This is a genomic window from Bacteroides cellulosilyticus DSM 14838, assembly GCF_000158035.1.
GTDB lineage: Bacteria > Bacteroidota > Bacteroidia > Bacteroidales > Bacteroidaceae > Bacteroides > Bacteroides cellulosilyticus.
Genome location: NZ_EQ973490.1, coordinates 596868 through 622792, shown reverse-complemented (window position 1 = coordinate 622792; position 25925 = coordinate 596868). Strand labels below are relative to the sequence as shown.

Sequence of the window (25925 nt, the reverse complement as noted above, 5' to 3'; positions counted from 1 at the left end):
GCGGAACAATTAAAACGAATAACAGTATGAAACGTATATATTTAATGATACTATTTGCCACTTTGGCAACAATCGTCTCTGCCCAAACGGACGATAAGGGATATAAAGAAGGAGCTTGGGTACTGAAGGGTGTGACAGGTATAAATATGTCGCAAACTGCAATGACAAACTGGTCGGCCGGTGGTGAGAATTCTATTGCCGGGAATGCTTACCTGAATGGGTCACTGACACATAAGAGCGGAAACTGGCTATGGGTGACGAACCTGGTGCTGGATTATGGTCTTTCGAAAACCAAATCGCAAGGGATGAGAAAGAGTTCTGATAAAATAGGATTATCTACCCAGTTGGGCTATGCAGCCACTAAAGTTTGGTATTATACGCTTATGGCTGACTTGAATACTCAATTTGCCAAAGGATATAATTATCCGGACAAGAGTCACTATATATCTAACTTCTTTGCTCCCGCCTATTCTAATGTGGCATTGGGTATGGAATATCGTCCGAAGAGTAATTATTCTATATTCCTTTCACCTGTCTCCACAAAGATGACCTTTGTGAGCGATGATTATCTTTCTGATTTAGGTTCTTTCGGTGTTGATCCGGGGGATCACTTTAAGATCGAAGCCGGAGCTTTCCTGAAAGCCCGTGCAGAGCTGCCTGTCATGGAAAATGTGAATCTGATTACTACAGCCGATTTCTTCACTCCTTATAATAAAGACTTTGGTAATGTGGATGTCAACTGGGATGTGCTCATCAGTATGAAGATCAATAAAGTGCTATCAGCAACCCTGAATATGACACTGAAGTATGATAATGATGTGAAAACCTTTAATGATGAGGGCGTTGAAAGAGGGCCGAAGGTACAGTTCAAGGAGATACTGGGCATCGGATTGGCTTATAATTTCTGATAGTCTGGGATGACTGTTAGTTTCTCGGTGTGAAACTACTGGTTTCTCGGCGTGAAACTCGCAGTTTCAAGGCATGAAACTGTTGGTTTCAAGTAATGAAACTGTGAGTTTCAAGGCATGGAACAAAAATGGAAAAGGCCGCATCGGTTTTGTCTGATGCGGCCTTTCTTATTTATTATCGTATTGTCCTATGCTATTGCAGGAATCAGTTGTTCAGCTCCAGCATTTCCTCGATATATTCCCTTGTATTGCTGAGACGCGGAACTTTGTGTTGTCCACCCAACTTTCCTTTTTGTGCCAGCCAGTCATGGAATAGGTCTTTGCGGGCAACAATCACCTCCAGAGGTTGCAGGGCAATGTTTTTCTGTCGTTTTGCTTCATAATCGGAATTCACTTCTTTCAGTGTATCATCCAGTATTTTGGCAAAATTCTCTATACTGTCCGGTGCCTGTACAAACTCAATCAACCATTGGTGACGGCATTTAGCATTGGCATCCATAAATACAGGAGCAGCCGAATAATCGGAAATCAATGCTCCGGTAGCCTCGCAAGCCCTTGCCAAACCTTTTTCCGCGTTATCCACAATCAATTCTTCACCGAAAGCATTGATGAAATGCTTGGTACGTCCGGTGATGACGAATTTATATGGATCCTTTTGCGTGAACTTCACGGTGTCTCCAATCATATAGCGCCACAAACCCGCAGAAGTAGAGATAACCAATGCATAATTCTTGTCCACTTCCACTTCTTCCAGGCAGTAGATGCGGGGATTCTCTTTACCTACATCTTCCAATGGGATGAACTCATAGAATATACCGTAGTCGATCATCAACAGCATGGACGGATCATTCGGATCGTTTTGCGTACCGAAATACCCTTCGGAGGCATTGTACGTTTCTACATAATGCATTTTGGGTGATCGGATCACTTCTTTATATTGTTCACGATAAGGGGTGAAAGCAACACCACCATGGAAGAAGACTTCCAGATTGGGCCATATTTCTTCCAGCGATTGTTTACCGGTCTTTTCAAGGATACGCTTAATGAGTACTAACATCCATGAAGGAACGCCCGAAAGGCTCGTTACATCTTTTGATATGGCACTGTTGGCGATTGCTTCTATCTTCTTTTCAAAGTCGCTCATAAGAGCAATTTTCTTGCTCGGAACACGGACGCAGTTCACTAACGGATGTATATTTTGTATCAGGATAGCAGAAAGATCGCCTACAAGCCCGTGCCTGGAGTTGAGGTTGGGGCTGTGGCTTCCACCTAAAATCAAACCTTGTCCGGAGAAAAAGCGGCTGTCAGGATTCTGACCCAGATAGAGGGCAACCGCATCTTTACCGCCTTGATAATGTGTGTCATTCAATGCTTCTTTGCTGACGGGCAGGAACTTACTTTTATCGTTCGTTGTGCCCGAGGACTTGGCAAACCAGCGTATCTCCGAAGGCCAAAGCAGGTTTTGTTCTCCTGCACGCAGTCGTTCCACATACGGCTTTACCTCTTCGTAAGTCTGTATGGGTAGTCTGTTTCTAAAGTCTTCATAAGTATGAATGCTTTTATAATCATATTTCTTTCCCCATTCTGTATTTTCTGCCATGCGCACTAAGCGGTCAAGAACTCGGTGTTGAAGTTCTCCTGCGCGGTTAGCATAGAAGTCGATTTTTTTCAGGCGAGGGGCAAAATACACCTTATCCAGCAATGTTGTGATATTCATCTCTCTTAGTTAAAACTATTTTGTTGCGCAAAAATAATCTTATTTATCGGCTTCTCTATCTTTTTTCTCTTTTTTTTCTATCTTTACGGACCTAAAGAACAATAATTCAAACAAAAGTGTCATGAGAATCGGTATTTTGACTTCGGGGGGCGATTGTCCCGGCATCAATGCCACCATTCGTGGAGTGTGCAAAACTGCAATCAATCATTACGGGATGGAAGTTGTGGGCATTCATAGTGGCTTTCAGGGGTTGCTTACCAAGGATGTGGAGTCGTTTACTGATAAATCTTTGTCCGGTTTGTTGAATCAGGGCGGCACAATGCTCGGCACTTCCCGCGAGAAACCTTTCAAGAAGAACGGTGTGATATCCGATGTCAATAAACCGGCATTGATAGAACAGAATATCAAGGAATTAGGATTGGATTGTGTGGTTTGTATCGGTGGTAACGGTACGCAGAAGACTGCTGCCAAACTGGCTGCCATGGGATTGAACATCGTGTCTGTGCCTAAGACTATTGACAATGATATCTGGGGAACGGATTTCTCCTTCGGATTTGATTCGGCTGTAAGTATTGCTACGGATGCCATTGACCGCCTGCACTCTACTGCCAGCTCGCACAAACGGGTGATGGTGATCGAGGTAATGGGGCATAAGGCCGGCTGGATTGCACTGTATTCAGGTATGGCAGGTGGCGGTGATGTTATCTTGATACCCGAGATTCCTTATAATATCCATAACATCGGTGAGACTATTCTGAACCGACTGAAGAAAGGAAAACCTTATTCCATCGTGGTGGTTGCCGAAGGCATACAGACGGATGGCCGGAAACGTGCCGCTGAATACATTGCCCAGGAGATAGAGTATGAAACTGGCATTGAAACCCGCGAAACTGTGCTTGGCTATATCCAGCGGGGAGGTTCGCCCACGCCTTTCGACCGGAACCTGTCTACCCGCATGGGTGGGCATGCTACGGAACTGATTGCAACAGAACAGTTTGGCCGGATGATTACGTTGAAAGGGGATGAGATTTCTTCTGCACCACTGGAGGAAATAGCCGGAAAGTTGAAACTGGTGACAGAAGATAATGATCTGGTTGTTCAAGGGCGCCGGATGGGAATTTGTTTCGGCTGATAATGATGTGGGCGAAGGCTATTCGCCCTTACATTCGTCCGTTTCAGGATTTTCTACAGGCAGAATCGTTTCAAGATTTTCTTCAATCAGAGTCTCCTCTGTGAGTTCATCTGTTTCTTCTGTATTCTCAGGCAAATGATTCTGCGCTTTTGTGGCTTCTATTTGTTCTTTGAATGAAGCATCATTCTTTATTTTCTTCAGGGCAGCTTGTGCGGCATTCTGCTGAGACTCCTTTTTAGAGTATCCGGTTCCTTTCCCGGCCGAAATACCTTCTATGCGGATTTCGGTATGAAACATGGGGTTATAATCTTCATCAAGGAACTGCTCGATCAGCTCAAATGAAACCTCAACTTTGCTTTTTTGGCTCCATTCAATCAGCTTTGATTTGAAGTTGACCTCTTTGCGCGACATCTTGTCGAGGTCAATGTAATTCTTGAATATCTTTTCTTCCATGAACCGCTTGCAGCGCTCGTAGCCCTGATCCAAATAGATGGCACCGATAAATGCTTCGAAAGCATTTCCGTACATATAACTATTGTGCGAGGAAGAACGGGTGGAATATTTTACCAGCTTGTCCAGGCCTATTTCTACTGCCAACTTATTCAGAGTTTCCCGTTGCACGATTTTGGAACGTGTATTTGTGAGAAAACCTTCGCGACGGCCTTCGAAATGCTTATAGACAATATCTCCCACGATGGCGTCAAGAATGGCGTCACCCAGGAACTCCAGTCGTTCATTATTCAAAGGGCGTCCCTTTTCAGAGCGGATGGAGGTGGATTTGTGCAACAAAGCCTGCTGGTAGAGCTGAATGTTGCGGGGATAGAACCCCAGAATCTTATAAAAACAAAAATAAGACTCTTTGTCCTTACGGAATAAGAGCCTTATTTTGTCTATTTGATTACGTAACACGACTGATTATTCTGCGTATTTCTTGAAAATAACACATGCATTATGACCGCCAAATCCAAATGTATTGGACAGAGCTACGTTCACTTCGCGTTTTTGAGCTTTGTTGAACGTAAGGTTAAGGTCATAGTCGATGTTTTCGTCGTTATCACCCTCTTCGTGGTTGATAGTCGGAGGTACGATGCCATTCTTGATCGCAAGAATACTTGCGATGGCTTCTACCGCACCGGCGGCGCCCAGCAAGTGACCAGTCATAGATTTTGTTGAACTGATGTTCAATTCAAATGCATGTTGACCAAATACTTCTTTAATAGCTTTAGCTTCCGATATATCACCTACAGGAGTAGAAGTACCGTGTACATTGATATAATCTACTTCCTCGGGGTTCATCTCGGCATCTTCCAACGCATTTCTCATCACTAACTTGGCTCCAAGTCCTTCCGGATGAGAAGCGGTCAGATGGTGAGCGTCGGCAGACATTCCTACACCGGCAACTTCTGCATAAATCTTAGCACCACGTGCTTTGGCGTGTTCCAGCTCTTCAAGAACCAGACAACCGCCACCTTCACCCATCACGAAACCGTCACGGCTTGCGCTGAACGGACGAGATGCAGTTGTAGGAGATTCATTGCGTGTTGATAATGCATGCATAGCATTGAAACCGCCTACACCGCCAACGGTGATTGCAGCTTCCGAACCACCACTCACAATAACGTTAGCCTTGCCCAGACGAATCAGGTTGAAGGCGTCAGCAATAGCGTTCGTGGAAGTAGCGCATGCAGAACAAGTTGCATAGTTGGGACCGTGAAAACCATACATAATAGAAATCTGTCCGGCAGCAATATCCGAGATCATCTTGGGGATGAAGAACGGATTGAACTTAGGACCGTTTTCTTTGCCGGTCAAGGCATAGTTACCTACCTCTTCCTCGAATGTACGGATACCACCGATACCGGCGCCAAAGATGACACCAATTCTGTTTAAATCCTCATTTTCGATGTCAAGACCGGAATCGGTGACCGCTTCTTTTGCGACGGCGATGGCATATTGTGTATACAAGTCCATCTTACGGGCTTCTTTGCGGTCGATATATTTGGTAGCTTCGAAGTTTTTCACTTCGCAGGCAAATTGGGTCTTGAAAAGGGAAGCATCGAAATGAGTAATAGGTCCTGCTCCACTAACCCCATTCACAAGGTTTTCCCAAAAATCGGAAACATTGTTGCCAATAGGGGTAATGGCGCCGAGACCTGTTACTACAACTCTTTTTAATTCCATATTAAATTGATGGATAGGATTACTTAGCGTGTTCTTCGATGTAAGAAACGGCGTCGCCTACAGTACCAATCTTTTCAGCTTGGTCATCCGGAATAGAGATACCGAATTCCTTTTCGAATTCCATGATAAGTTCTACAGTGTCAAGAGAATCAGCTCCTAAATCGTTAGTGAAGCTAGCTTCGTTAGTAACTTCTGATTCTTCAACGCCTAATTTGTCGACGATAATCGCTTTCACTCTTGATGCAATTTCAGACATAACTTTAAGTTTTTAATTAATAATTAGTTTTATTTCTTTAAATTTGCGGGGCAAAGGAATAAATATTTATCGTCACTCGCAAATATTTAGGGAATTAAATGCAATGTTTTGCACATTTTTCACGGTTTTGTGCACTAAAAGGAAGAAATATGAGGAAAAATATCGCAGTATTAGCATCGGGAAGCGGCACAAATGCCGAAAATATCATCCGTTATTTCCGGGAAAAAAGTTCGGCTTGTGTGGCTTTGGTTTTAACTAACCGTCAGAATGCGTTTGTTTTAGAGCGTTCATGCGGGCTGGAAGTGCCTTGTTTCTATTTTCCGAAGAGTGACTGGGAGAATGGAGAGGCGATTTTATCGGTGTTGCGGGAGCATGATATTGATTTTGTAGTGCTGGCCGGTTTTCTGGCGCGTGTGCCGGATCTTATTTTGCATGCTTATCCTAATAAAATGATAAATATACATCCTTCGTTGTTGCCAAAGTTCGGCGGAAAGGGCATGTATGGCGATCGCGTGCACGAAGCTGTGATTGCTGCCGGCGAGGAGGAAAGTGGCATTACTATTCATTATACGAATGAACATTATGATGAGGGTGCCATTATTTGCCAGGTGAAATGCCCGGTGTTGCCGGAAGATACTCCTGATGATCTGGCGCATCGTATTCATGCGCTGGAATATGACACTTATCCCAAAGTGATAGAAAAGTTGCTTGAATCCGAAGGCTAAGCTACGGGGTTATTACGGAGAATGCTGTCTTTTCTCTCCGTAGCGGATAATCTCCTCTTAACTTTTCAAATAGTTCGGGATGAGCTCTCAACGCTTCGCAGTCTTTCCGCGGATCATACATTTTTAAATAGGCTTCTGTAGGGGTAGATGCTATGATGATCGGATTTTCCGGTTCGGGTGGAGCAATGTGATAGTCAGCTTGTATGCCGAAGTGTCGGCACAGGGAGTCCAGAGACATTCGTGTAGCATTTGCTTTTCCGTCTGCCGAGTATCCGGCGATATGGGGGGTACCAATGAATACCTTATATAATAAGGAGAGATTAATGTCGGGTTCGTTTTCCCATACGTCAATGACGGCATCGGAAATCAGACCGGTCTGAAGAGCTTTCAATAAAGCTGCTGTTTCTATTACTTCTCCGCGGGAAGTATTGATGATGATAGGAGAACGTTTGAGGGAACGGAAGAATGCTTCATCGGCCAGGTGGAAAGTTTTATATTTCCCTTCCTTATATAAAGGTACGTGGAAAGTGATAACATCACATTCTTCGGCAAGAAACTGTAAAGAGCAGAAGTTAGTACTTCCTTCTTTCTCTTCTCGTGGCAAGTCGTTCAGCAATACCCGCATACCTAATTCGCGAGCCACTTTAGCCACTTTGATGCCTACGTTGCCTACTCCGACAATGCCAATGGTCATTTCTGATAAGTTTTTTCCTTTCAGGAGATTTATTAATAAGAGTGTGGATTGCAAGTACTGTGCTACGGAAGCGGAGTTGCATCCCGGTGCATTAGTCCAGGTTATGCCCGCTTCGTGGCAATACTCCGTATCTATATGATCGAAGCCGATTGTGGCTGTAGCAATGAATTGTACCCGGCTTCCTTGTAGTAATTCGCGGTTGCATTGAGTGCGTGTGCGGATTATTAGTGCATCTGCATCTTTCACTAAAGCAGGGGCGAAGTCTTTTCCGGGGACATATATTACTTCGTCGGCTATTTTCCCGATAGCTTCCTTTATAAAAGGTATTTTATTGTCAACAATAACTTTCATGGAATTCTGTTTTTTGAATACAGGCAAATTTAGAAATTAATTATATGTATGGGGTCATGTTATAGTAATAAAGTATAGCTGGTTTCTATTTTCTTATGAAAGTTGCTTTGATTTGTTAACGTATTCTTCATACGAACCCTTTGATCTTATCTTATTGAAGGTGTTATGGGGTAGTAAAAATATGAAATAAATAAGGAAGAGGATATTTTGCTTTTAGAGCAAGATGGGAATAAAAAGTGGGGAACGGTTGCTTGTGTGGGAAATATTGCATAACTTTGTATTATTGTATAACTGTAAAGTTCGTTAAGATTATGGCATTTAGTAACCTTTGCAACAGCATTTTTGAGAAGTCAGTCGCGGATTATCATGTAACGGATAGCGTGGATGCGCCGATGAACAATCCTTACGAGTTGAAGACGATTGAGTATTATCTATATTTGAAGAATTGGATTGATGCCGTACAATGGCATTTTGAAGATATTATACGTGATCCGCAGATTGAACCGAATGCGGCATTAACTTTGAAACGAAGAATAGACAAGTCTAATCAGGACAGAACAGACTTGGTAGAACTGATCGATAGCTATTTCCTGGATAAATATAAAGATGTGAAACCGATGGCGGAGGCTACCATTAATACGGAAAGTCCCGCATGGGCGATAGACCGTCTTTCTATTCTTGCATTAAAGATCTATCATATGCAAAAGGAGGTGGAACGTACGGATACTACTCCCGAACATCATGCTCAATGCAAGGCTAAACTGGATATCCTTCTGGAACAAAAGAAAGATCTTTCGTCGGCCATTGACCAATTGCTGGCTGATATTGAATCCGGAAAAAAATATATGAAAGTATATAAACAGATGAAGATGTATAATGACCCGGCCTTGAATCCGGTGCTTTATGCAAAAAGATAACGAATGGCACGTATCCTCATTATCCGTTTCTCTGCGCTTGGCGATGTAGCCATGACGGTTCCGGTAGTGCATTCGCTGGCAGCCGAATATCCTCAGCATGAAATCATAGTGCTGAGTCGTACTGCATTGCAACCTCTTTTTCTGAAGTTGCCGGAGAATGTAAGCTTTTACGGTGCCGATTTGTCGGGAAAACATAAAGGATTACGAGGATTAAACAGTCTGTATGCAGAACTAAAAGGGCTACATTTTGATTATGTGGCCGATTTTCATGATATACTTCGCGCGAAATACTTACGATGGCGTTTTCGGTTGGATGGCGTGCCTGTAGCTGCAATATGCAAGGGGCGGGCAGGTAAGAAGAAACTGGTTCGCCGTCATCATAAGGTTTTTGAAAAGCAGGAAAGTTCTTTCCGGCGCTATGCTGATGTACTGGAAAAGCTGGGGCTTCCGGTTCAATTGAAGTTCACTTCCATCTACGGAGAGGGGAAAGGTGACTTCTCGCAAATAGAACCGGTGGTAGGACCGAAAGGGAATAATAAATGGATAGGTATTGCTCCTTTTGCTAAACACAAAGGTAAGATTTATCCGATAGAACAGCAGGAACGGGTTGTTGCCTATTTTGCTGCAATGCCGGATGTGAAAGTTTTCCTTTTGGGTGGAGGGAAGAGTGAAAAGGAGGTATTCGACCGCTGGACCGCTAAGTATCCTTCCGTCCTATCGTTGATTGGTAAGCTGAAAATGGATACGGAATTGAATCTGATGAGTCATTTGGATGTGATTCTTTCCATGGACTCCGCTAATATGCATTTGGCATCTCTGGTCAATGTGCCTGTTGTTTCTGTATGGGGTGCTACGCATCCTTATGCCGGATTCATGGGCTGGAAACAGTTGCCGGCCAATACGGTGCAACTAGACTTATCCTGCCGTCCATGTTCGGTTTACGGGCAGAAGCCTTGCTGGCGTGGCGATTATGCCTGCTTGAGAGAGATAAAACCTGAAGAGATTATTGCGAAGATTGAAGAGAATATAAGGTAAATGATGGATAAATATTTTAGAATGACGGGACCGTCTAAAAAGGTGAAGGCAGAGTAAAATATGAAAATAATAGTAAATCCTGCATACGAGCATTTGCGGAAATTTGTAGAAAGCATTCCTGATATCTTTGAAAGTGAGGGGAGGGTGATCTACTCTGGAAGAAACCTCATCAAAGTGATGACGGTGGATGATGGATTGGAGATCAATATAAAACGTTATGGAGTTCCGGCTTTGGTAAATCGGATTGCTTATTCTTTTTTTCGTGCCCCGAAAGGAAGGCGCGCCTTTTCATATCCCAATATACTGCTTCAGAGAGGTTTTGAAACCCCGGTTCCTATCGCTTATATCGAAGAATGTAAGTGGGGCTTGATCAAGTACTCTTATTTTATCAGTCTTCAATCTTCCTATCGAAGAAATTTTTATGAATTCGGCAATGCCGATGTTAACGATTGCCGGGATGTTGTTATAGCCTTTGCCCGTTATACGGCTCGTCTGCATGAATCTGATATTATGCACCGGGATTATTCTCCCGGAAATATTCTGTTTGATAAGATAGATGGTGAGTATCATTTTATGTTAGTGGATATTAACCGCATGAGCTTCGGTAAGATCAGTATTGATATGGGTTGTGCCAATTTTGCCCGTTTATGGGGACAGAAAGCCTTTTTTGAATTACTTGCCAGAGAATATGCACGTGCACGCAATACTGATGAACAATACTGCGTTGATAAAGTGCTTGCACACCGGAAGAAGTTCTGGATTTATTTTGCAAAGAAACATCAAGTGAAGTATAAACTGGAGCTATAGAGAGAAGTATGCGTATTGTCTTATTCTGTGAAAATAAGTATGCTGTTGATATATTATTGCCTATATATCAGGAAGCGGTAAAGTCGGAGACGAATCATATCTTGTGGTATGTGCATCTTCCGAAGATCCCGGTTTTCCCACTGGACGGAAAGGTCGTTTACACCTATTCGATGCAGGAGGTTTATGATTTTTCTCCGGAAGCTATATTTGTGCCGGGCAATATTGTTCCCTATTATTTGCCGGGTGTGAAGATACAGGTTTTTCATGGCTATGCGGCAGAAAAGAAAGATCATTGGGCCATTCGTCGCTATTTTGATACCTATTTCACCCAAGGTCCTTTTTTTACGAAAAAGTTTAAGGAATTAGCTGCCGAATATAAAGATTTTGAGGTCGTGGAGACCGGTTGGCCCAAACAAGATTGGATAAAAAATCATTGGCATGATTTTGACCGGGAACGTGAAGAACTGTTGAAACTGCATGGAAAAAGTCAAATTGTATTATATGCACCTACTTTTTCACCAAGTTTAACATCTCTTCCTGCATTAAAAGAGGCTTTGCTGCATTTAGTAAAGATGAGGGATGTCGTTCTGTTGTTGAAGTTGCATCCGTTGACTAAAAAAGAGTGGGTGGATGAATATAAACAACTGGCAGAACAAGAAGAACACATTATATGGGAAGACGGCTTTAATGTTACGAAGTATCAGTTAATGTCCGATGTCATGATAAGTGACACTTCCTCAACAGTATATGAATTCTTGCTTCTGGGACGTCCGGTAATTACTTATCGCACCATAGCGAAGGACATTTACTGGACTGACATAACGGATACGTCCCAATTGACAGACGCCTTTGAAAGTGTGCAGCATGATGAAAACGCTATTGCGAAAAGACGATGGGTGGTTGATAACTACGATCCGTATCTGGATGGAAATGTAGCCAGGCGAATGCTGGAAGCGGCTGAAGATTATATTCGCCGTCATGGTGTTCCGAGAGAACGGAAGTTGAACCTTTGGAGAAAATATACGAGTATAAAGACGTTCGGAAGGATAAAGAAGTGATGAAAAGTAATGTAGAACTATTAAAAAGCAGGAATATGAAATCTTATGTTTTTCCGGGAAATATAGAAGAGCGGATTCTTCGAATCGCAGGAGAACCTTTTCCGTATATGCGCACTGCTTTGTTTTCTGAAATTGTGAAAGATTCAGAGCGTATGTTGCTGGAACTGATACATTGTCCAGGCGGGCGTGTTATCTTCTATACTGCTTCAGGAACCGGTGCGATGGATGCTGTGGTTACCAATTATGTTTCCCTGAAAAAGAAAGCTTTTATTATAGCCGGCGGTTCATTCGGCTACCGTTGGAAGAGTCTCTGCGAGTACTATCAGGTTCAGAATGAAGTTTTTGAAGTTCCTTTTGCTCGTGATATTGATTATGCCCAGCTGGAAAATGCTGTGGCTGCTTCGCGTCCGGATGTGTTTTTATGTCAACATCATGAAACCTCTACCGGTCAACTGTTTGATTTAAAGAAAATTTCTGCTATTTGCAGGAAACATAATGTTTCGCTGGTTGTTGATGCTATTAGTTCTTTCTTGTCCGATGATTTGGATATGGAAGAGTTGAATATCGACATCTGTATTACCAGCAGTCAGAAGGGGCTGAATATAGCTCCGGGTTTGTCGTTTCTGTTTCTTTCGCCTAGAATCCTGCAGACTGATTTTTTGCATAAATCTTATTATTTTGATTTTGCTGAGAATCTGAAGAATCTGGAACGCGGTCAGACACCTTACAGTCCGGCCACCAGTTTGTTTATGCAATTGCATGCCCGTTTAAAGGAGAATGTAGTCCTTGGGGTTGACAAAATCATTGCTTCCGTGCGTGCTAAAGCGCTGTATTTTCGTGAGCTGTGCAGGCAGAATGGTTGGGAAATTCCAGCGGAAGTGCCATCCAATTGCATTACGGGGTTCTTTGTTCGCCAGAATGGAGATATTCTCTTTAATGAATTGTTGAAGCAAGACATATTCATTATGCCGGGTGGTACTCCTTGTTATTTCAGGGTTTCCCATTTGGGAGTTCAAAGTGAAGAGGATCTGGATGATCTGGCAATGAGAATTAAAGAAATAGAATACCGATAAATCTATATAGCATGGAAAGAAAGAAAATCAGAGTATTCACATCCGGTAGTTTTGACCTGTTTCATATCGGTCATCTGAACATATTGGAACGTTCGGCGGCATTGGGCGATGAACTTATAGTCGGCGTAAGCACAGATGAGTTGATACAGCATTACAAGGGAATGCCGCCTATTATTCCCTTTGAACAACGTTTCCGGATTATTTCGTCTTTGAAGTGTGTGACTAAAGCTGTGAAGCAAGTGAAGCTTACTGAGGTGGCACAATTACAGAGAGAGGATATTGATATAGTAACCATAGGGGATGATTGGATAAATAAGTATCTGGAGGGGCTTGAGTGGATGAAGCAACAGCCCGGTAAGGAAGTGGTGTATTTTCCTTATACTCCCGATGTAAGCACTACAGGCATTAAGAAGAAAATAATAGAGAGTACAAGTGAGATTATCAGGGCAGCGCTACAACGTGAGGCTGAATTAGATTATAATTGGCCGGAAGATCAGAAAAAATGAAGTTGAATTAAAGAATTGATACATGTTAGTCTCATTAATGATATCTACATATAATTGGAAGGAGGCCTTGTCCCTATGTCTGTACAGCGCTTTTGCTCAGACCGTGAAGCCCTGTGAGATTCTGATTGCAGATGATGGCTCACGTGACGACACCAAACAGCTGATTGATAAGATGCGGACAAAGACCGATATTCCTATTGTGCATGTATGGCACGAGGACAAAGGTTTCCGTCTTTCTGCCATCCGTAATCGCTCTATTGAAAGGGCGAAGGGGGATTATATTATCCAGATTGATGGTGATATCCTCTTGGATAAGCATTTTATTGCGGACCATCTGGAATTGGCGGAAAAAGGTTACTTTGTGTGTGGGAGTCGTGTACTTTTAGGAAGAATGGCTACTGCCCGATTACTTAGAGGAGTGGAAACTCATCCTGCACTTTTTAAACAAGACCTTAGCTTTTTATTGAACGCTTTTCGTTCACACACTTTACGTTTGTATTTGGCAAATCGTTATGCAAAGAATAGCATGTTGCGAATCCGGGGCTGTAATATGGCTTTCTGGAAAGAAGACTTATTGCGCGTCAATGGTTATAATGAGTCTTTGGAGATGTGGGGGCAGGAAGATGTGGAAATTTCCTATCGCCTTATCCATGCAGGTATTCAAAAGAAACAATTGAAGATGGGTGGAGTGCAATTCCATCTTTATCATAAATTTGCTTCACGAGAGAATTTGGAATATCACGAACAGGTGTTGAGGCAGGTTATTGCAGAGAGGATAGTTTGGTGTGAAAATGGAATCGTGAAAGAAGGAAGAAAGGTATAAAGAAAATAATGGATGAAACGAAAGCATTACCTTTAATAAGCATTATAGTACCAGTCTATAATGTAAAAGATTATGTGGAGAAATGTCTTGATTCTATCTGTGGACAGAGTTATACCAATCTGGAGATAATTGTGATGGATGATGGTTCTACAGATGGATCTGGAGAGTTGTGTGATGCTTATGCCCTAAAAGATCAAAGAGTTAAAGTGATTCATCGTGATAATAGAGGCGTAAGTACTGTACGGAATGAGGGACTTGATATAGCTCAAGGAGAGTATATTGGTTTTGTGGACGGTGATGATTGGGTAGATGGAGATATGTACGAATTCTTGTATGAATTGTTGATTGTTAATGAAGCTGATATATCAGTATGTTCACATTATATAGAAAGACCGAACAGGAGAAAAATCAAATATGTTTCAGATGAAGTATTGAATTTGACACCTCGCGACGCTATTCGTCTTTTGGTTAAAGATGATATTGTTAGGAATTATCTTTGGGATAAACTTTTTAAGAGGGAGCTTTTTGATGGCTTGCGATTTCCGCAGAATACCTGCTTTGAGGATATGGCTGTTATGTACCGAGTATTTTATAGAGCACGGAAAGTAGTAATGAAAGGTCAACCCAAATACCATTATATGATGCGCACTGATAGCTTAATAGGAAGTAAATATGATCCTAAAAAGGAATATCAGATGTTTCTAGCTGTATATGAGCAAAATCGTTTCATATTAGAAAAGGGGATATGGGATGAGACTCCTGTATTTGTCATTCGCTGTGGTATCCATCTTATAGATCACATTATGCTTGTACATCCATCTTCTGTTACAGAGGAAATAATAAAAAATGTACTTGTTATAATACGTCAATATGACGAGATTAAGTGGAGACAGATTGGAATAGCCTGTGCTGTAAAGCGTTGGGCTATTTATAAAAATCTTCCGGTATATCGTTTAGTCTATCGTTTTGTAAGATCCATATTAAAATCGAGAAATCATCGTTTCTAAGATAGTATTCTGTTTAAAGATAAAATGTGATGAGTATAGCAAATAAAGCAAGAGTTATAGCGTTTTATTTACCTCAATTTCATCCGATCCCAGAAAATGATAAGTGGTGGATGAAAGGATTTACTGAATGGACGAATGTAGGAAAAGCTCGTCCTTTGTTTGCCGGACATTATCAGCCAAAAGTCCCTGCAGATTTGGGATATTATGATTTAAGAGTGCCTGAAACTCGTAAAGCTCAGGCTGATATGGCGAGAGAGTATGGAATAGAAGGCTTTTGTTATTGGCATTATTGGTTTGGTAATGGGAAAAGATTATTGGAACGTCCTTTTAATGAAGTGTTAGCTTCGGGTGAGCCGGATTTCCCCTTTTGTTTGGCTTGGGCTAATGAATCATGGAGAGGTTTTTTTCATGGAGTTAAGACTAAGGAAACTTTAATAACCCAATTGTATCCAGGTAAAGATGACTATATTGAACATTTTAATGAAGTGCTTCCGGCTTTGAAAGACCATCGATATATTACGGTAGAGGGAAAGCCTATATTTGTAATTTATCAACCTTTTGATCATCCAGAAATGAAAGAGTTTATTGAACTCTGGCAGAATCTAGCAAAACAAAATGGATTAAAAGGTATTCACTTTATAGGGCATACCTATAATTTGGCAAAGGACAGGATTGAACTGATGAGGATGGGGTTTGATGCCATTAATGTGGTACGGTTATTTGATTTTGAGAAAAAAGCAAGGTTTACTTATGAATGTGCTAAATGGCGACATAAAATTTTTCGTACTCCTAAGATTGTGGAATATAAAAAAGCCAGTTCTTTTTTTGTTGGAGAAGAAGAATATGATAAAGAAATTATACCTACTATAATTCCTAACTGGGATCATTCCCCTCGTTCTCTTGGTAAAGCTTTGGTTTTAAACCATGCAGAACCGAGGTATTTTGAAAAGCATGTGAAGAATGTAATGATCCATATAGAAAATAAGCCATTTGAATGCCGCCTTGCTTTTGTTAAATCTTGGAATGAATGGGCAGAAGGAAATTATTTAGAACCGGATTTACGATATGGAAAGCGTTATTTGGAAGTGATGAAAGAATGTATTTTAAAAGAATGAGTAAATGCATGATATAAAGAATCCATTAGTTAGTGTAATTGTTCCCAATTATAACTATGCAAAATACTTGCCTTTACGTATAGAGACTATTATAAAGCAGAGTTTTAACGATTTTGAGCTAATTCTGTTAGATGATGCTTCTTCTGATGATAGTGTAAAAATATTAAGACTGTATCAGGAAGTAGATAAGAGGGTTAGTTGTGTTATGGTAAATGACTATAATTCTGGTAGCCCTTTTAAACAATGGCAAAAGGGTATAGAACTTGCTCGCGGAAAATATATATGGATTGCAGAGAGTGATGATTATGCAGATTTTTCTTTTTTGGCCAAAACAGTTTCGCTGATGGAGCAACATCCCACAGCTGCATATTGTTTTACTGGATCTTATATAGTAGATGAAGTTGGTAATATGCTTGATAAGGATATGGATCGTTGGACAAAAAAACAACAGAATAATCTAATGAAGTATAAACTATTTTCAGGGACAAACTATGCGGCAAAAAATTTATATTGGACTAATTATGTCTATAATGCAAGTGGTGTTCTTTTTAGGAAGAGCTCTTCTTTGAAAATATTCAATACTAGATGGGCTACAATGCGTTACTGTGGTGATTGGTGGTTTTGGACTTTTATGGCGTTACAAGGGGATGTTATAGAAGTTTATGAGCGTTTGAATAACTTTAGACAGCATTCGCAAAGTGTGACTATAGATTCAAAACAGGATGACGAAGCATATGGTGCATGTATAAAGGAATGCATAGATTTAACATGGACCCTTGAGAATTATTTGCCACTTAGTATATATAAACGTTTGCTTTGTTATGGTAATTATTATAAGGATATTAAACGTAAAAATATTAGGAATGAGATTAAACAGAATTTGTTAAATGAATTGGAGGAGCGGTGTTATATGATAAAAACTGCTTATTATTTAGAACGTGTAAATAAGGCTTTATCTGGTGTATTTCCATTTTTATGTAGAATTAAAACAGAGAGATGCTGTTGAATAGAAGAAATTATGTTGTCAATTATTATTTGTTCTGTACTGCCGGAACGTTTGCGAAAAATAAGTCAAAATATAGATGAGACTATAGGGGTAGAATATGAAATAGTTACTATCGATAATAGGGAGAAATGTTGGTCTATAGCTCGAGCTTATAATGAAGGCGCACGTCAAGCTAAGTATCCAAATCTTTTTTTTGTACATGAGGATGTAATGTTTCATTCACGGAATTGGGGCGTAATAATAGAAAATAAATTGCGAGAACCGGATTGTGGAGTCATTGGCTTTGCTGGCAGTAAAGTTAAACTCAAATGCTATTCTGGCTGGTTTCATAATAATGAATGGGAATGTACTTTCTTATATCAAAAAAAAGGAAACAAAACAAAACTTGAAGCATGTAATGTTTTTCTAGAATGCCCTTTCGAGGAAGTAGTTACTCTGGATGGGCTGGGTTTGTTTGTGAGAAAAGAGGTATGGAATTTGTATCCTTTTGATGAGAAATTACTGATAGGATTTCATTGTTATGATTTAGATTTTTCATTGCAGATCGCAGCTAGTAAACAATATAAAAATTATGTGTGTTGTTCTCATGAAGTTTTGGTAGAACATTTCTCGACAGGTACTTATGATCAAAATTGGTATAGAGATACTATTCGTTTACATAATCTCAAATGGAATAAGATTCTTCCAATGAAAGTTCATGGTCTTAATCTAAGTAAAAAGAAAGAGAAAAAAAATGAAGAAAAGTATCTTAACATTTTTTTACGATGCTTATTAGATACTAATTATCCAGAGAAAAGAACTGTATTAAAGGAATTCTTATTTTATCCTTTTTCTTGGAAACATTTGGGACATTGTATTTCAAATTTATATAAGTATATAAAATAGTAGTTTTAAATGACTCATTTTTTGTTTTGTTCAGACCAATGTGTAGAAGTTTGCAGATGATTAATATAATATCTTTCTTCTTCGGACGGATTAGCACTATCTATATACCAAGGTAGATGTTTTACTGAATATGGAAATCCAGTGCGTAGATATAAATGAAAGAAATCTATTATCTCTCCTTTGAAGTAAGGCTTATATACTGCAAAGGTAGTATCTATAGGTGCCTTGAAAATATTAGGTTCTATTTCTTTCTTCCAAAATTGGCTTTCCCATTTTTGAACCTGTTCTTTGTTGATATAGCAGTCAGGTAAATCATCTATGCAAATAGAGAACCCTACTTTTAGTGCTTTGGGATATTTTTTGAGTAAAAGAATGAATTTTTCCATAAAATCGTCTGGGCAATCTGGGTGAATTTCTAAGTCTGAATCTGTGTATGCGAAATATGAGTCAGTAAACTGCTTGTAAATGCCAGTTTCCCATATGGCCAAATGACCTATATTTTTGTTTAACATGTATATAGGGTAAGAGCAATCTTTGTAATACTCTAGTAATGGGGGATAGGTGGAGTTGTTGTCAATAATATATATATTATTATATCCCCGAATTTCTAGTCCATGAATCAATGTTATTAGTGTATTTACGCGATTAAAGTTGTTAATTACGATTGGAACACTTTTATAGGGCACTTCTTCTGTTTTGCTAAAGCGTCTTTTTAATTCAGGAATTACCCATTTCTTAAATCTTTTATATTTTCGTACAAGCTTTCTTCTCATTTAATTTATTTTCTTAATAAGTTTATCCATTGTTCGCCAATTCTATTCAATGTGTATCTATTAGATTTGAGCCTAGCCTTTTCACTAAGTGAATGTAGATATTTATTGTTAATCAATTCTTGTAGCTTGAGAAACATTTCGTTTGAATTTCTGTTTTTTATGATAATACCACCGGAATTTGATACTATTGAACGAACTCCTGCACTTATATCAAAAGTTAACGGTATGACTCCAAATCTTAAAGCTTCAATTAAACACATTGGAAACCCTTCGAAACTTGAAGTTAAGAGGATAATCTTTGCAGATTTATAGTATTCTTCAGGATGGTTGACTTGCCCAGTAAAACTAACTCTTTGTATTTGTTTATCTCTGACAGTTTGCTCTAATTTTTGGCGAATACAACCATCACCAATGATAACTAGATCCCAGTTTGTTATTTTCCCTATTCTCTCCCATATATCAAGAATGATGTGTATTTGTTTTTCTTCGGACAAACGACCGACAAAAATTACTTGATTTTTCTTTTGTGTCCATTCAATATTTTTTTGCTCGGAAAAGAGTGGTGATAATGGATTTTCTATTGCAATAACTTTCTCTTGGTACTTTTTCAGATGGTATTCATTTATGAATGGCTTAATGTATTCATTACATAGTACAATGATTTGATCACCTTTGATGCATGCTTTGCGATATGAGTCATAGAATGACCTGATATATCGTTTATATTTGTAATTCAATCCAATGTGGAATAGAAATCTTCTTTTTATTTGCTTCAGTTTATTTGCTTTAAGAATATGTGGTAATTGCCAATATTGTGAATTTTCATATTTGGGCATACCATGTAGAACGGAGATTATTTTTACATCCTTCTTTCTATCGGGGTTGAATATTATATTGGTTATATGAGGGTAGATACCTTGATTGATGATATGGGTAATGTTTCTTTCTTCAATAATTTGGTTGAATGTTTGGATGTTTTCTTCTTCATTGTCTGTTTTAAATTGAAATATTTCCGTGATAGCTGGTGAAGTAGGGGCATTGTTTACTGCGTTAAAAGATAGTGTATAAATGGTAAAGTCTTTACCTATATAATCAATGATGTTGTTTGATACGGTTTCTAAGCCTCCAACACCAGGGAAAATATTGAATATAAAAAGTATATTGTTACTCATCTTTTTTCTTATTATATGCAATATTCGATAAAATTCTTATTATATGCAAATGTTTTGTTTGAAACATTGAAAATGCTTTTAGAATTTCTCATTTGAAGAATTTAGAAAATAGTAGAATAAGTTTCTTTACTCGTTTCTGCGAATGTCTTTTTTTTTGCATAAGTGTAGGAATAATACTTCCAATTTCAGAACTTCTGATTTTGTCTAGTTCCATAAGAGCATCGTAAATTAAAGTGGGGATATTGTCTTTTATCCATTTACTTCGTTCTGATAATCCTAATGCTCTGTTGTTGGAGCTGATTCCTGTGGTATCAAAATCCGAAATTAGCAAGTTGATGTGCTTATAGCTGCATCCTTTTAATACAATGTTCTCCACCATATGTATCCAGTCAGATATAATTTTGTAATCAATGTTGTATTTTTGTTTGTTAAATAGTGAATGATGAATAAAGGATGCAGGATGAGGCAGGTAGCTTTTGAATAAGAATAGTCCATCTATTTCATTTGGAGGCACGACTTCTTCATATTGAGTCTCTGAATGGATAATTCTCATATTACCACATATATATTTTGTGCCGTCAAATGAAATGGAAGATAGTACAGTCGGATTAGAAAGTATATCACCTGAGTTTAAAAGATATATATATTCTCCTTGTGCATGCTCTATTCCTTTATTCATGCCGTCATAAATCCCTTTATCTGGTTCTGATACCCAATATGTTAAATGGGCGGTGTTTTGGGAATATTCAAGTATGATTTCTTTACTTCCGTCAGTAGAGTTTGCATCTATAATTATATGCTCATAATCTGTATATGTTTGAGACTTAATACTTTGTATTGTTCTTTCTAAGCCATTTCTGTTGTTGAAATTGACTGTAATAATACTGAGGGTTGGTTTTTTCATTTTACACTGATTATAGTTTATTTTAGAAAATCATTTAGAACTTTTTGATAGACCATTTCTGTTTTTTTGGCAGCTTCTTCCCAAGAATATAGTTTAAGGCGTTCTTTACCTGCAATAATCAGTCTTGACCGTTCTTCTTTATTGTTTATGACGGCCGTGATGGTGTCTGTTATTGCTTCTACTGAATACGGATCAAAATAGGCACCTGCATTACCTGCAATCTCTGGAAAACAGCTGGTATTACTTAATGCTACAGGGCAATTACAAGCGTATGCCTCTAAAATAGGAATACCAAATCCTTCATATAGTGAGGGATATACAAATAATAATGCTCGGCTATATAGCTCACTTAAATCTTCATCATTGACAGAAAATTGTAATGTTTGATTTTCTACGTGTAGCTTGTGGATTTGTTGTAGCTCCTCTGGGGAGAAAGGTTTTCCTGTGCAAATTAAATATAAGTCTTTTATGTTTTTATAAATGTTTGCAAATGCTTCCAATAATCGTTGAAAATTTTTATAACTGGTTCTATCACCAACAAAAAGAAGATATTTATTGGGTAATAAAAGCTTTTGTCTTCCCAATGGAGGCTGTATGCTGGTTCCATGATGAATAACATCAATTTTGGTAGGAGCTATGTTGAGTATTTCTACAATATCTTTTTTGGTGTTTTCACTAATTGCAATGATCCTATTTGCCTTAGTAATAATTTCTTTTTTTAGTTGTATGGTTCCTTCTGCGCCACTGAAATATTCAGGGAGTCGTTCATATGTCATATCATGTACAGTAATGACAAAAGGATTATCACCTATGTACTTAAGGAAAGTAAGATCATAATAAGTTGGGTGAAAGAGATATGGGGATGAACTCAATAGTAACTTCTTTGTTAATTTTTGATTCTTACGATAGAACTTATATCTAAAATGTTTAAATAGAAATCCTGGAATATGTAGGTGGTGCTTACATATCTTACTTTGTGCTAAGTAGTAATTTTCTGTATAATATAATGAAATATCATACTTGACATTTAGTCTAGAGATTATTTCGCAGAAGTATCGTGAAATACCTCCGAACTTTTGTAAATCAAATATGAGAGAATCGTACAAAATATATGGTTGATTCATATTTTGGGATTACTTTTTTCTATAAATGTTAGTAATAGAGAGCGAAATTCATTCTCAAATCGTTTTAAATTCCAAGTATTTTTTGAATATGATATGTTTTCCTCTATAATTTTATGGAACTCTTCCCGGGGAAGTGTAACTCCCCATTCAATGGCTTTGCTTATAGCTTCAACGGATAACTCGGGTAGCAGATATCCGTAATGTTCTATTTGGTCTATTGCTCCCCATTGAGAGGTGATAGGGATGACACCCATTTGCATCAAAGTTATGACGGAGCCAGGGCAACCTTCACTACCAGATGGAAAGATATTGAAAGCACAAAGATAGGCTAAGTTCATGAATTCTTTGGAGCTGGTATCGAGAAAATTGTAAAATGTTATATTGAGGCATTTTTCTATTTGCTTTTGATAGAACCTTATGAATTCCTCATCAAGTGGTCCGACTATATGCAAATTGTATTGAGGGTTCTCTATGAAATACTCTAAAACTAAATCTAAACCTTTCAAAATACTTCCACTGGAGCCAAACCACATGAAATCCTTCATTGAGACACTTTGCAATTTATGTTTTAGGTCACACTCTTGAACAAAATTGCTAGACTGATTAATTATATTAATTTTACTCTGCAATTTGGAAGGATATGTTTGGATAGTAAATGAGCTGCCTATTTGAAAAATAACGTCAGCTATCTCGCAACTGTTATGCGCATCCACTAAACGCGAATATGGTAAATGTGTTCCATGTTTTGTATTAAATAGGTCTGTCCTGTTTTTTACCATTGTGAGTTGATGTTTCCAATAAGCTCCTGTCGCATAGTATATTTTAAGAGCTTGTGGATTTCTTTGGCTCATAGTTACGAAGTTTGGTTCTAAACCAAATATGATATCATACTTTCGAGTATCGCATTCTTCAGGGGCATTAAAAAGCGCAATTTTAACGTTATATCCTAAAGAGTAAAAAATATCTCCAATAACCAAAGCTTCTCTCTTGTTTTGGTGGGATAGCATGTATTTCGTATTCTTTTTATTGTAGTATACATCGGGAATATATGAAATATATACCCATTTTCTGTTAAATAAGGAGTAGAGAATGTGGCGTTTCTTATTTCTTCTGAATATTCTGAGTCTCATGGATAAATTTGTTTTTAGAATATTTTTATTTAGATAAAGCTGAAGCCTATGTCTTATAAAGATATTTACATACTATAAATAAAACAGATCTTATTATATCTGAAGAACAAAGGTATAAAAAATATCAAATGATAATAGTGTATTTGTGACCTAAATCTATGTTGATAAAAAGAGTTTTTAAAAAAGATAAGAGATATTCATTTTTTGAGAAGCGTAAATATTATATTTGCAATATATTAATGTAGAAATATGAATATTGTTTGTGCCGCTGATAGTGGTTATGTTCAACATTGCAGTGTGATGTTGATTTCCTTTTTTGAGAATAATCCGGGAGAAGAGCATGCAGTTTATTTACTCACTGAAGGATTGGATTTGGATGATTTAGATTTTATTCAAAAGATTGTTCATTCATATAATGGACATTTCTTTTATTGTCAGGTTGATTTTAAATTTTTGGAAAAGTGCCCTATAAAGTCAACTGATCATTTATCTATTGCTACTTATAATAGGTTATTTATGGCGGATCTTCTTCCTGCTGACGTGAATAAAGTTTTATATTTGGATTGTGATATCATTGTTAATCAGTCTATAAAAGAACTTTGGGAAACGCCTTTGAGAGACAATTTTGTTGTAGCGGCCTTTGAAGAAAGAGGATGTTGCGCAGAAGATGTGTATGAAAGACTTGATTACGACTCTAAATATGGATATTTTAATGCAGGTGTATTATTGGTGAACTTGGATTATTGGCGTACACATAATATGACTCAAGCTTTTATAGAGTACATTGAACATAATTTTGAAAAACTTAGAGCGCATGATCAAGATGTATTAAATGCTTTTTTTTATGATAAGTCTGTGCATATTTCTTTAGCATGGAATGTCGAATTTATCTTTTATTATTATGGAATAATCAAGAAGTTTGGTTTTGACCGCGATTTGAGATTTATTTTAAGGCATCCGAAAATTCTGCATTTTACTTGGAAGCCAAAACCTTGGGAAACTTCTTGCCAACATCCTTTTCGAATAAATTATTATCGCTATTTGAAAAAGATAAAAAAGAATCCGCTTTCTTTTAGAGATACGCTACGCGCTCTTTGGGATAAGTATTATTTTTGCTTTTTAATTAAATGGAAAATAAAGGGGCATAAGTATTATAAACTTGTGTAAGTTTAAAATCTGTTTTTAGAAAGTTTTTAGTTGAGATTCTGAAAATCTATGATGTGAAAAATAATGTTGTTTCTATGCATTATTTAGCTTGTTGTCTATGTTGTTATTTAAAAATGTGTTGTATCTGTGCTTAGCTCTAAGGTCATATAAGGTAGGTGGCTTCAAATACTATGTGCGATTGCCATGTTTATAAACATGCTTTTAAAATTGGATAAAATGATGACATTTCTTACATTTGGTAAATGTTAATCTTTTAATGTGTACTATTATGAAGAAATCTTATTATTTATTAGGCTTTTTGCCTCTTTTCTATTCTTGTTCAGAAATAGAGGATTTACCAAATGTTGAATCTTCGGTATCAAATGTAACAACAAGGGCAGCTGGAGATGGAGTGTATGATGTATTAGGTTATGGTTATGATATAACCGATGACTACATGGGTGAAAATTCAACAAGGTTGAAAATCTTAGATGTGGAAGCATTTGTGAAAGCAAATCCGAACAGATTTGATAAGCAATTTTCAGGGGTAATTGATCAGAGATGTTTTGCAGGAGCAGATGCGCAATCTTTTTTATCTCAGATAATAACCGATACGAATTTTAGTGGTTCTGTAGGATCTTTACCTGAGAAAAAGGATAAAGAGGGCTTTTTCTCAGGGACTATAACGACGGGATTCAAAACAAGCTCAAAATATTTCTATTCTTCAAAATACTCATTTGCAAGAGCGGAGGTTTTTAAAAAGCAAAGGAGATATTTGCTGAATACAGATATTGAAACCTTATCTAAATACTTGTTGTCTTCTTTTGTTGAAGATTTAAATAAATATTCTGCGGATAAAATTGTGGAAATGTATGGAACGCATGTTTTAACTAATATAACAGTTGGAGGGAAATATACTGCATATTATAAATCTGCTATAATAGAAGAGAATAGTAGTACGGAAAAGACAGAGATTGTCAGTGCAGGGGCAAAATATAATTTGAGCAATATTGGGCTTGATGCTCACGGTTCATGGAGCAAAACGGAAGTAGAGGAGCGCAATAAGAAAAATTCTAATTGGGAATGCTATATTAAGGCTCTTGGTGGTTCTACCTCGGGTACTACTATTACGCTCGCGCCTGAGCAAGGACCAAGTTTTAGTATTAATTTGGGAGCATGGACAGAGTCAGTTGATGACCAGCATTCTAGATTATTTGATGTCAACTGGAATGCTACGTATCCTATTTATGATCTAATTTCTGATCCTATAAAGAAACAAGAAATGAAGGAGGCTGTGTTTAGGTATATTGATAGTAAAAAGATTGATGTGCTGGATTTGCATCCTTTGTATCAATTTGCTAAAGGGAGTAGTTTTCACTATAATACGGATCTTTATTCATTAGGTTGGGAAAGACAAGGGGTTATGTGTTATGTGCTACTTCAAAAAGGTAATGAAGATGCTATCCCTTTATATCAATTT

Annotated in this window: 26 protein-coding genes; 16 read left to right on the top strand and 10 right to left on the bottom strand. The window is 38.2% G+C overall.

Going from position 1 to position 25925, the window contains the following annotated elements:
* The first annotated feature begins 26 nt into the window (after positions 1–26).
* Complete coding sequence (locus BACCELL_RS07145) at positions 27–908, top strand: DUF3078 domain-containing protein (RefSeq protein ID WP_007210986.1); 882 nt, start codon at positions 27–29, stop codon at positions 906–908.
* A gap of 205 nt (positions 909–1113) precedes the next feature.
* On the opposite strand, the gene BACCELL_RS07140 is transcribed toward BACCELL_RS07145, so the two are convergent.
* Positions 1114–2625, bottom strand: a complete 1512-nt coding sequence (locus BACCELL_RS07140; protein ID WP_007210985.1) for a GH3 auxin-responsive promoter family protein — start codon at positions 2623–2625, stop codon at positions 1114–1116.
* A gap of 121 nt (positions 2626–2746) precedes the next feature.
* Here BACCELL_RS07140 and BACCELL_RS07135 point away from each other — a divergent pair, with 121 nt between their 5' ends.
* Positions 2747–3757 carry an ATP-dependent 6-phosphofructokinase gene (locus tag BACCELL_RS07135; protein WP_007216812.1) on the top strand — a complete coding sequence of 337 codons (1011 nt, stop codon included), beginning with the start codon at positions 2747–2749 and terminating at the stop codon, positions 3755–3757.
* A gap of 18 nt (positions 3758–3775) precedes the next feature.
* Here the strand turns inward: BACCELL_RS07135 and rnc are convergent, their stop codons facing one another.
* From rnc to BACCELL_RS07120, 3 genes are read right to left on the bottom strand one after another with little or no spacing between them, the layout of a single operon-like run.
* Positions 3776–4666, bottom strand: a complete 891-nt coding sequence (rnc, locus tag BACCELL_RS07130) for a ribonuclease III (RefSeq protein ID WP_007210982.1) — start codon at positions 4664–4666, stop codon at positions 3776–3778.
* Between the two features lie 6 nt (positions 4667–4672).
* Positions 4673–5938 carry a beta-ketoacyl-ACP synthase II gene (fabF, locus tag BACCELL_RS07125; protein ID WP_007210981.1) on the bottom strand — a complete coding sequence of 422 codons (1266 nt, stop codon included), beginning with the start codon at positions 5936–5938 and terminating at the stop codon, positions 4673–4675.
* 19 nt (positions 5939–5957) lie between these two features.
* The gene (locus BACCELL_RS07120) at positions 5958–6194 is read right to left on the bottom strand and encodes an acyl carrier protein (protein WP_004291965.1); all 237 of its coding nucleotides are present in this window, start codon (positions 6192–6194) and stop codon (positions 5958–5960) included.
* 149 nt (positions 6195–6343) lie between these two features.
* On the opposite strand from BACCELL_RS07120, the gene purN reads away from it, so the two are divergent.
* A complete protein-coding gene (purN, locus tag BACCELL_RS07115; RefSeq protein WP_007210980.1) occupies positions 6344–6919 on the top strand; it encodes a phosphoribosylglycinamide formyltransferase in 576 nt (191 codons plus the stop codon).
* Position 6920: 1 nt separating this feature from the next.
* Here purN and pdxB read toward each other — a convergent pair whose 3' ends face one another.
* A complete protein-coding gene (gene pdxB, locus BACCELL_RS07110; RefSeq protein WP_007210979.1) occupies positions 6921–7964 on the bottom strand; it encodes a 4-phosphoerythronate dehydrogenase PdxB in 1044 nt (347 codons plus the stop codon).
* A 311-nt stretch (positions 7965–8275) separates the two neighbouring features.
* Here pdxB and BACCELL_RS07105 point away from each other — a divergent pair, with 311 nt between their 5' ends.
* From BACCELL_RS07105 to BACCELL_RS07055, 11 genes are read left to right on the top strand one after another with little or no spacing between them, the layout of a single operon-like run.
* Positions 8276–8881, top strand: a complete 606-nt coding sequence (locus tag BACCELL_RS07105) for a DUF4254 domain-containing protein (protein ID WP_007210978.1) — start codon at positions 8276–8278, stop codon at positions 8879–8881.
* Positions 8882–8884: 3 nt separating this feature from the next.
* Positions 8885–9916, top strand: coding sequence for a glycosyltransferase family 9 protein (locus BACCELL_RS07100; RefSeq protein WP_007210977.1), 1032 nt, complete (start codon positions 8885–8887; stop codon positions 9914–9916).
* A gap of 60 nt (positions 9917–9976) precedes the next feature.
* Positions 9977–10723, top strand: coding sequence for a lipopolysaccharide kinase InaA family protein (locus tag BACCELL_RS07095; RefSeq protein ID WP_007210976.1), 747 nt, complete (start codon positions 9977–9979; stop codon positions 10721–10723).
* 8 nt (positions 10724–10731) lie between these two features.
* Positions 10732–11781 carry a CDP-glycerol glycerophosphotransferase family protein gene (locus BACCELL_RS07090; RefSeq protein WP_007210975.1) on the top strand — a complete coding sequence of 350 codons (1050 nt, stop codon included), beginning with the start codon at positions 10732–10734 and terminating at the stop codon, positions 11779–11781.
* 35 nt (positions 11782–11816) lie between these two features.
* Positions 11817–12854, top strand: a complete 1038-nt coding sequence (locus BACCELL_RS07085) for a pyridoxal-phosphate-dependent aminotransferase family protein (protein WP_007216820.1) — start codon at positions 11817–11819, stop codon at positions 12852–12854.
* Positions 12855–12865: 11 nt separating this feature from the next.
* Positions 12866–13360 carry an FAD synthase family protein gene (locus BACCELL_RS07080; RefSeq protein WP_007210973.1) on the top strand — a complete coding sequence of 165 codons (495 nt, stop codon included), beginning with the start codon at positions 12866–12868 and terminating at the stop codon, positions 13358–13360.
* A 22-nt stretch (positions 13361–13382) separates the two neighbouring features.
* Positions 13383–14183 carry a glycosyltransferase family 2 protein gene (locus BACCELL_RS07075; RefSeq protein WP_029426139.1) on the top strand — a complete coding sequence of 267 codons (801 nt, stop codon included), beginning with the start codon at positions 13383–13385 and terminating at the stop codon, positions 14181–14183.
* 8 nt (positions 14184–14191) lie between these two features.
* Positions 14192–15190, top strand: coding sequence for a glycosyltransferase family 2 protein (locus BACCELL_RS07070; protein ID WP_007210971.1), 999 nt, complete (start codon positions 14192–14194; stop codon positions 15188–15190).
* Positions 15191–15219: 29 nt separating this feature from the next.
* Positions 15220–16305 carry a glycosyltransferase WbsX family protein gene (locus tag BACCELL_RS07065; RefSeq protein WP_007210970.1) on the top strand — a complete coding sequence of 362 codons (1086 nt, stop codon included), beginning with the start codon at positions 15220–15222 and terminating at the stop codon, positions 16303–16305.
* A gap of 4 nt (positions 16306–16309) precedes the next feature.
* Complete coding sequence (locus BACCELL_RS07060; protein ID WP_007210969.1) at positions 16310–17311, top strand: glycosyltransferase family 2 protein; 1002 nt, start codon at positions 16310–16312, stop codon at positions 17309–17311.
* 12 nt (positions 17312–17323) lie between these two features.
* Positions 17324–18196: a glycosyltransferase gene (locus tag BACCELL_RS07055; protein WP_007210968.1), complete on the top strand. Its 873-nt coding sequence runs from the start codon at positions 17324–17326 to the stop codon at positions 18194–18196.
* Between the two features lie 14 nt (positions 18197–18210).
* On the opposite strand, the gene BACCELL_RS07050 is transcribed toward BACCELL_RS07055, so the two are convergent.
* The 5 genes from BACCELL_RS07050 to BACCELL_RS07030 all read right to left on the bottom strand — a co-directional run bounded on the left by BACCELL_RS07050 (position 18211) and on the right by BACCELL_RS07030 (position 23299).
* The gene (locus BACCELL_RS07050; RefSeq protein ID WP_007210967.1) at positions 18211–18969 is read right to left on the bottom strand and encodes a glycosyltransferase family 2 protein; all 759 of its coding nucleotides are present in this window, start codon (positions 18967–18969) and stop codon (positions 18211–18213) included.
* A gap of 5 nt (positions 18970–18974) precedes the next feature.
* Positions 18975–20141 (bottom strand): glycosyltransferase, encoded by a 1167-nt coding sequence (locus tag BACCELL_RS07045; protein ID WP_007210966.1) that lies wholly within the window; start codon positions 20139–20141, stop codon positions 18975–18977.
* 88 nt (positions 20142–20229) lie between these two features.
* Positions 20230–21045 carry a glycosyltransferase family 2 protein gene (locus BACCELL_RS07040; RefSeq protein ID WP_007210965.1) on the bottom strand — a complete coding sequence of 272 codons (816 nt, stop codon included), beginning with the start codon at positions 21043–21045 and terminating at the stop codon, positions 20230–20232.
* Between the two features lie 17 nt (positions 21046–21062).
* On the bottom strand, positions 21063–22169 hold the full coding sequence (locus BACCELL_RS07035) for a glycosyltransferase family 4 protein (protein ID WP_007210964.1): 1107 nt from the start codon (positions 22167–22169) through the stop codon (positions 21063–21065).
* Positions 22166–23299 (bottom strand): glycosyltransferase, encoded by a 1134-nt coding sequence (locus BACCELL_RS07030; RefSeq protein WP_007210963.1) that lies wholly within the window; start codon positions 23297–23299, stop codon positions 22166–22168. Before BACCELL_RS07030 ends, BACCELL_RS07035 begins: the two co-directional genes overlap by 4 nt.
* A 249-nt stretch (positions 23300–23548) precedes the next feature.
* Between BACCELL_RS07030 and BACCELL_RS07025 the strand changes: the two genes are divergently transcribed.
* Together BACCELL_RS07025 and BACCELL_RS07020 are read left to right on the top strand one after the other, a co-directional pair.
* Positions 23549–24466 carry a glycosyltransferase family 8 protein gene (locus BACCELL_RS07025; protein ID WP_007210962.1) on the top strand — a complete coding sequence of 306 codons (918 nt, stop codon included), beginning with the start codon at positions 23549–23551 and terminating at the stop codon, positions 24464–24466.
* 268 nt (positions 24467–24734) lie between these two features.
* Positions 24735–25925: MAC/perforin domain-containing protein (locus BACCELL_RS07020; protein WP_007210961.1), on the top strand; the 1191-nt coding region annotated here is incomplete at its 3' end.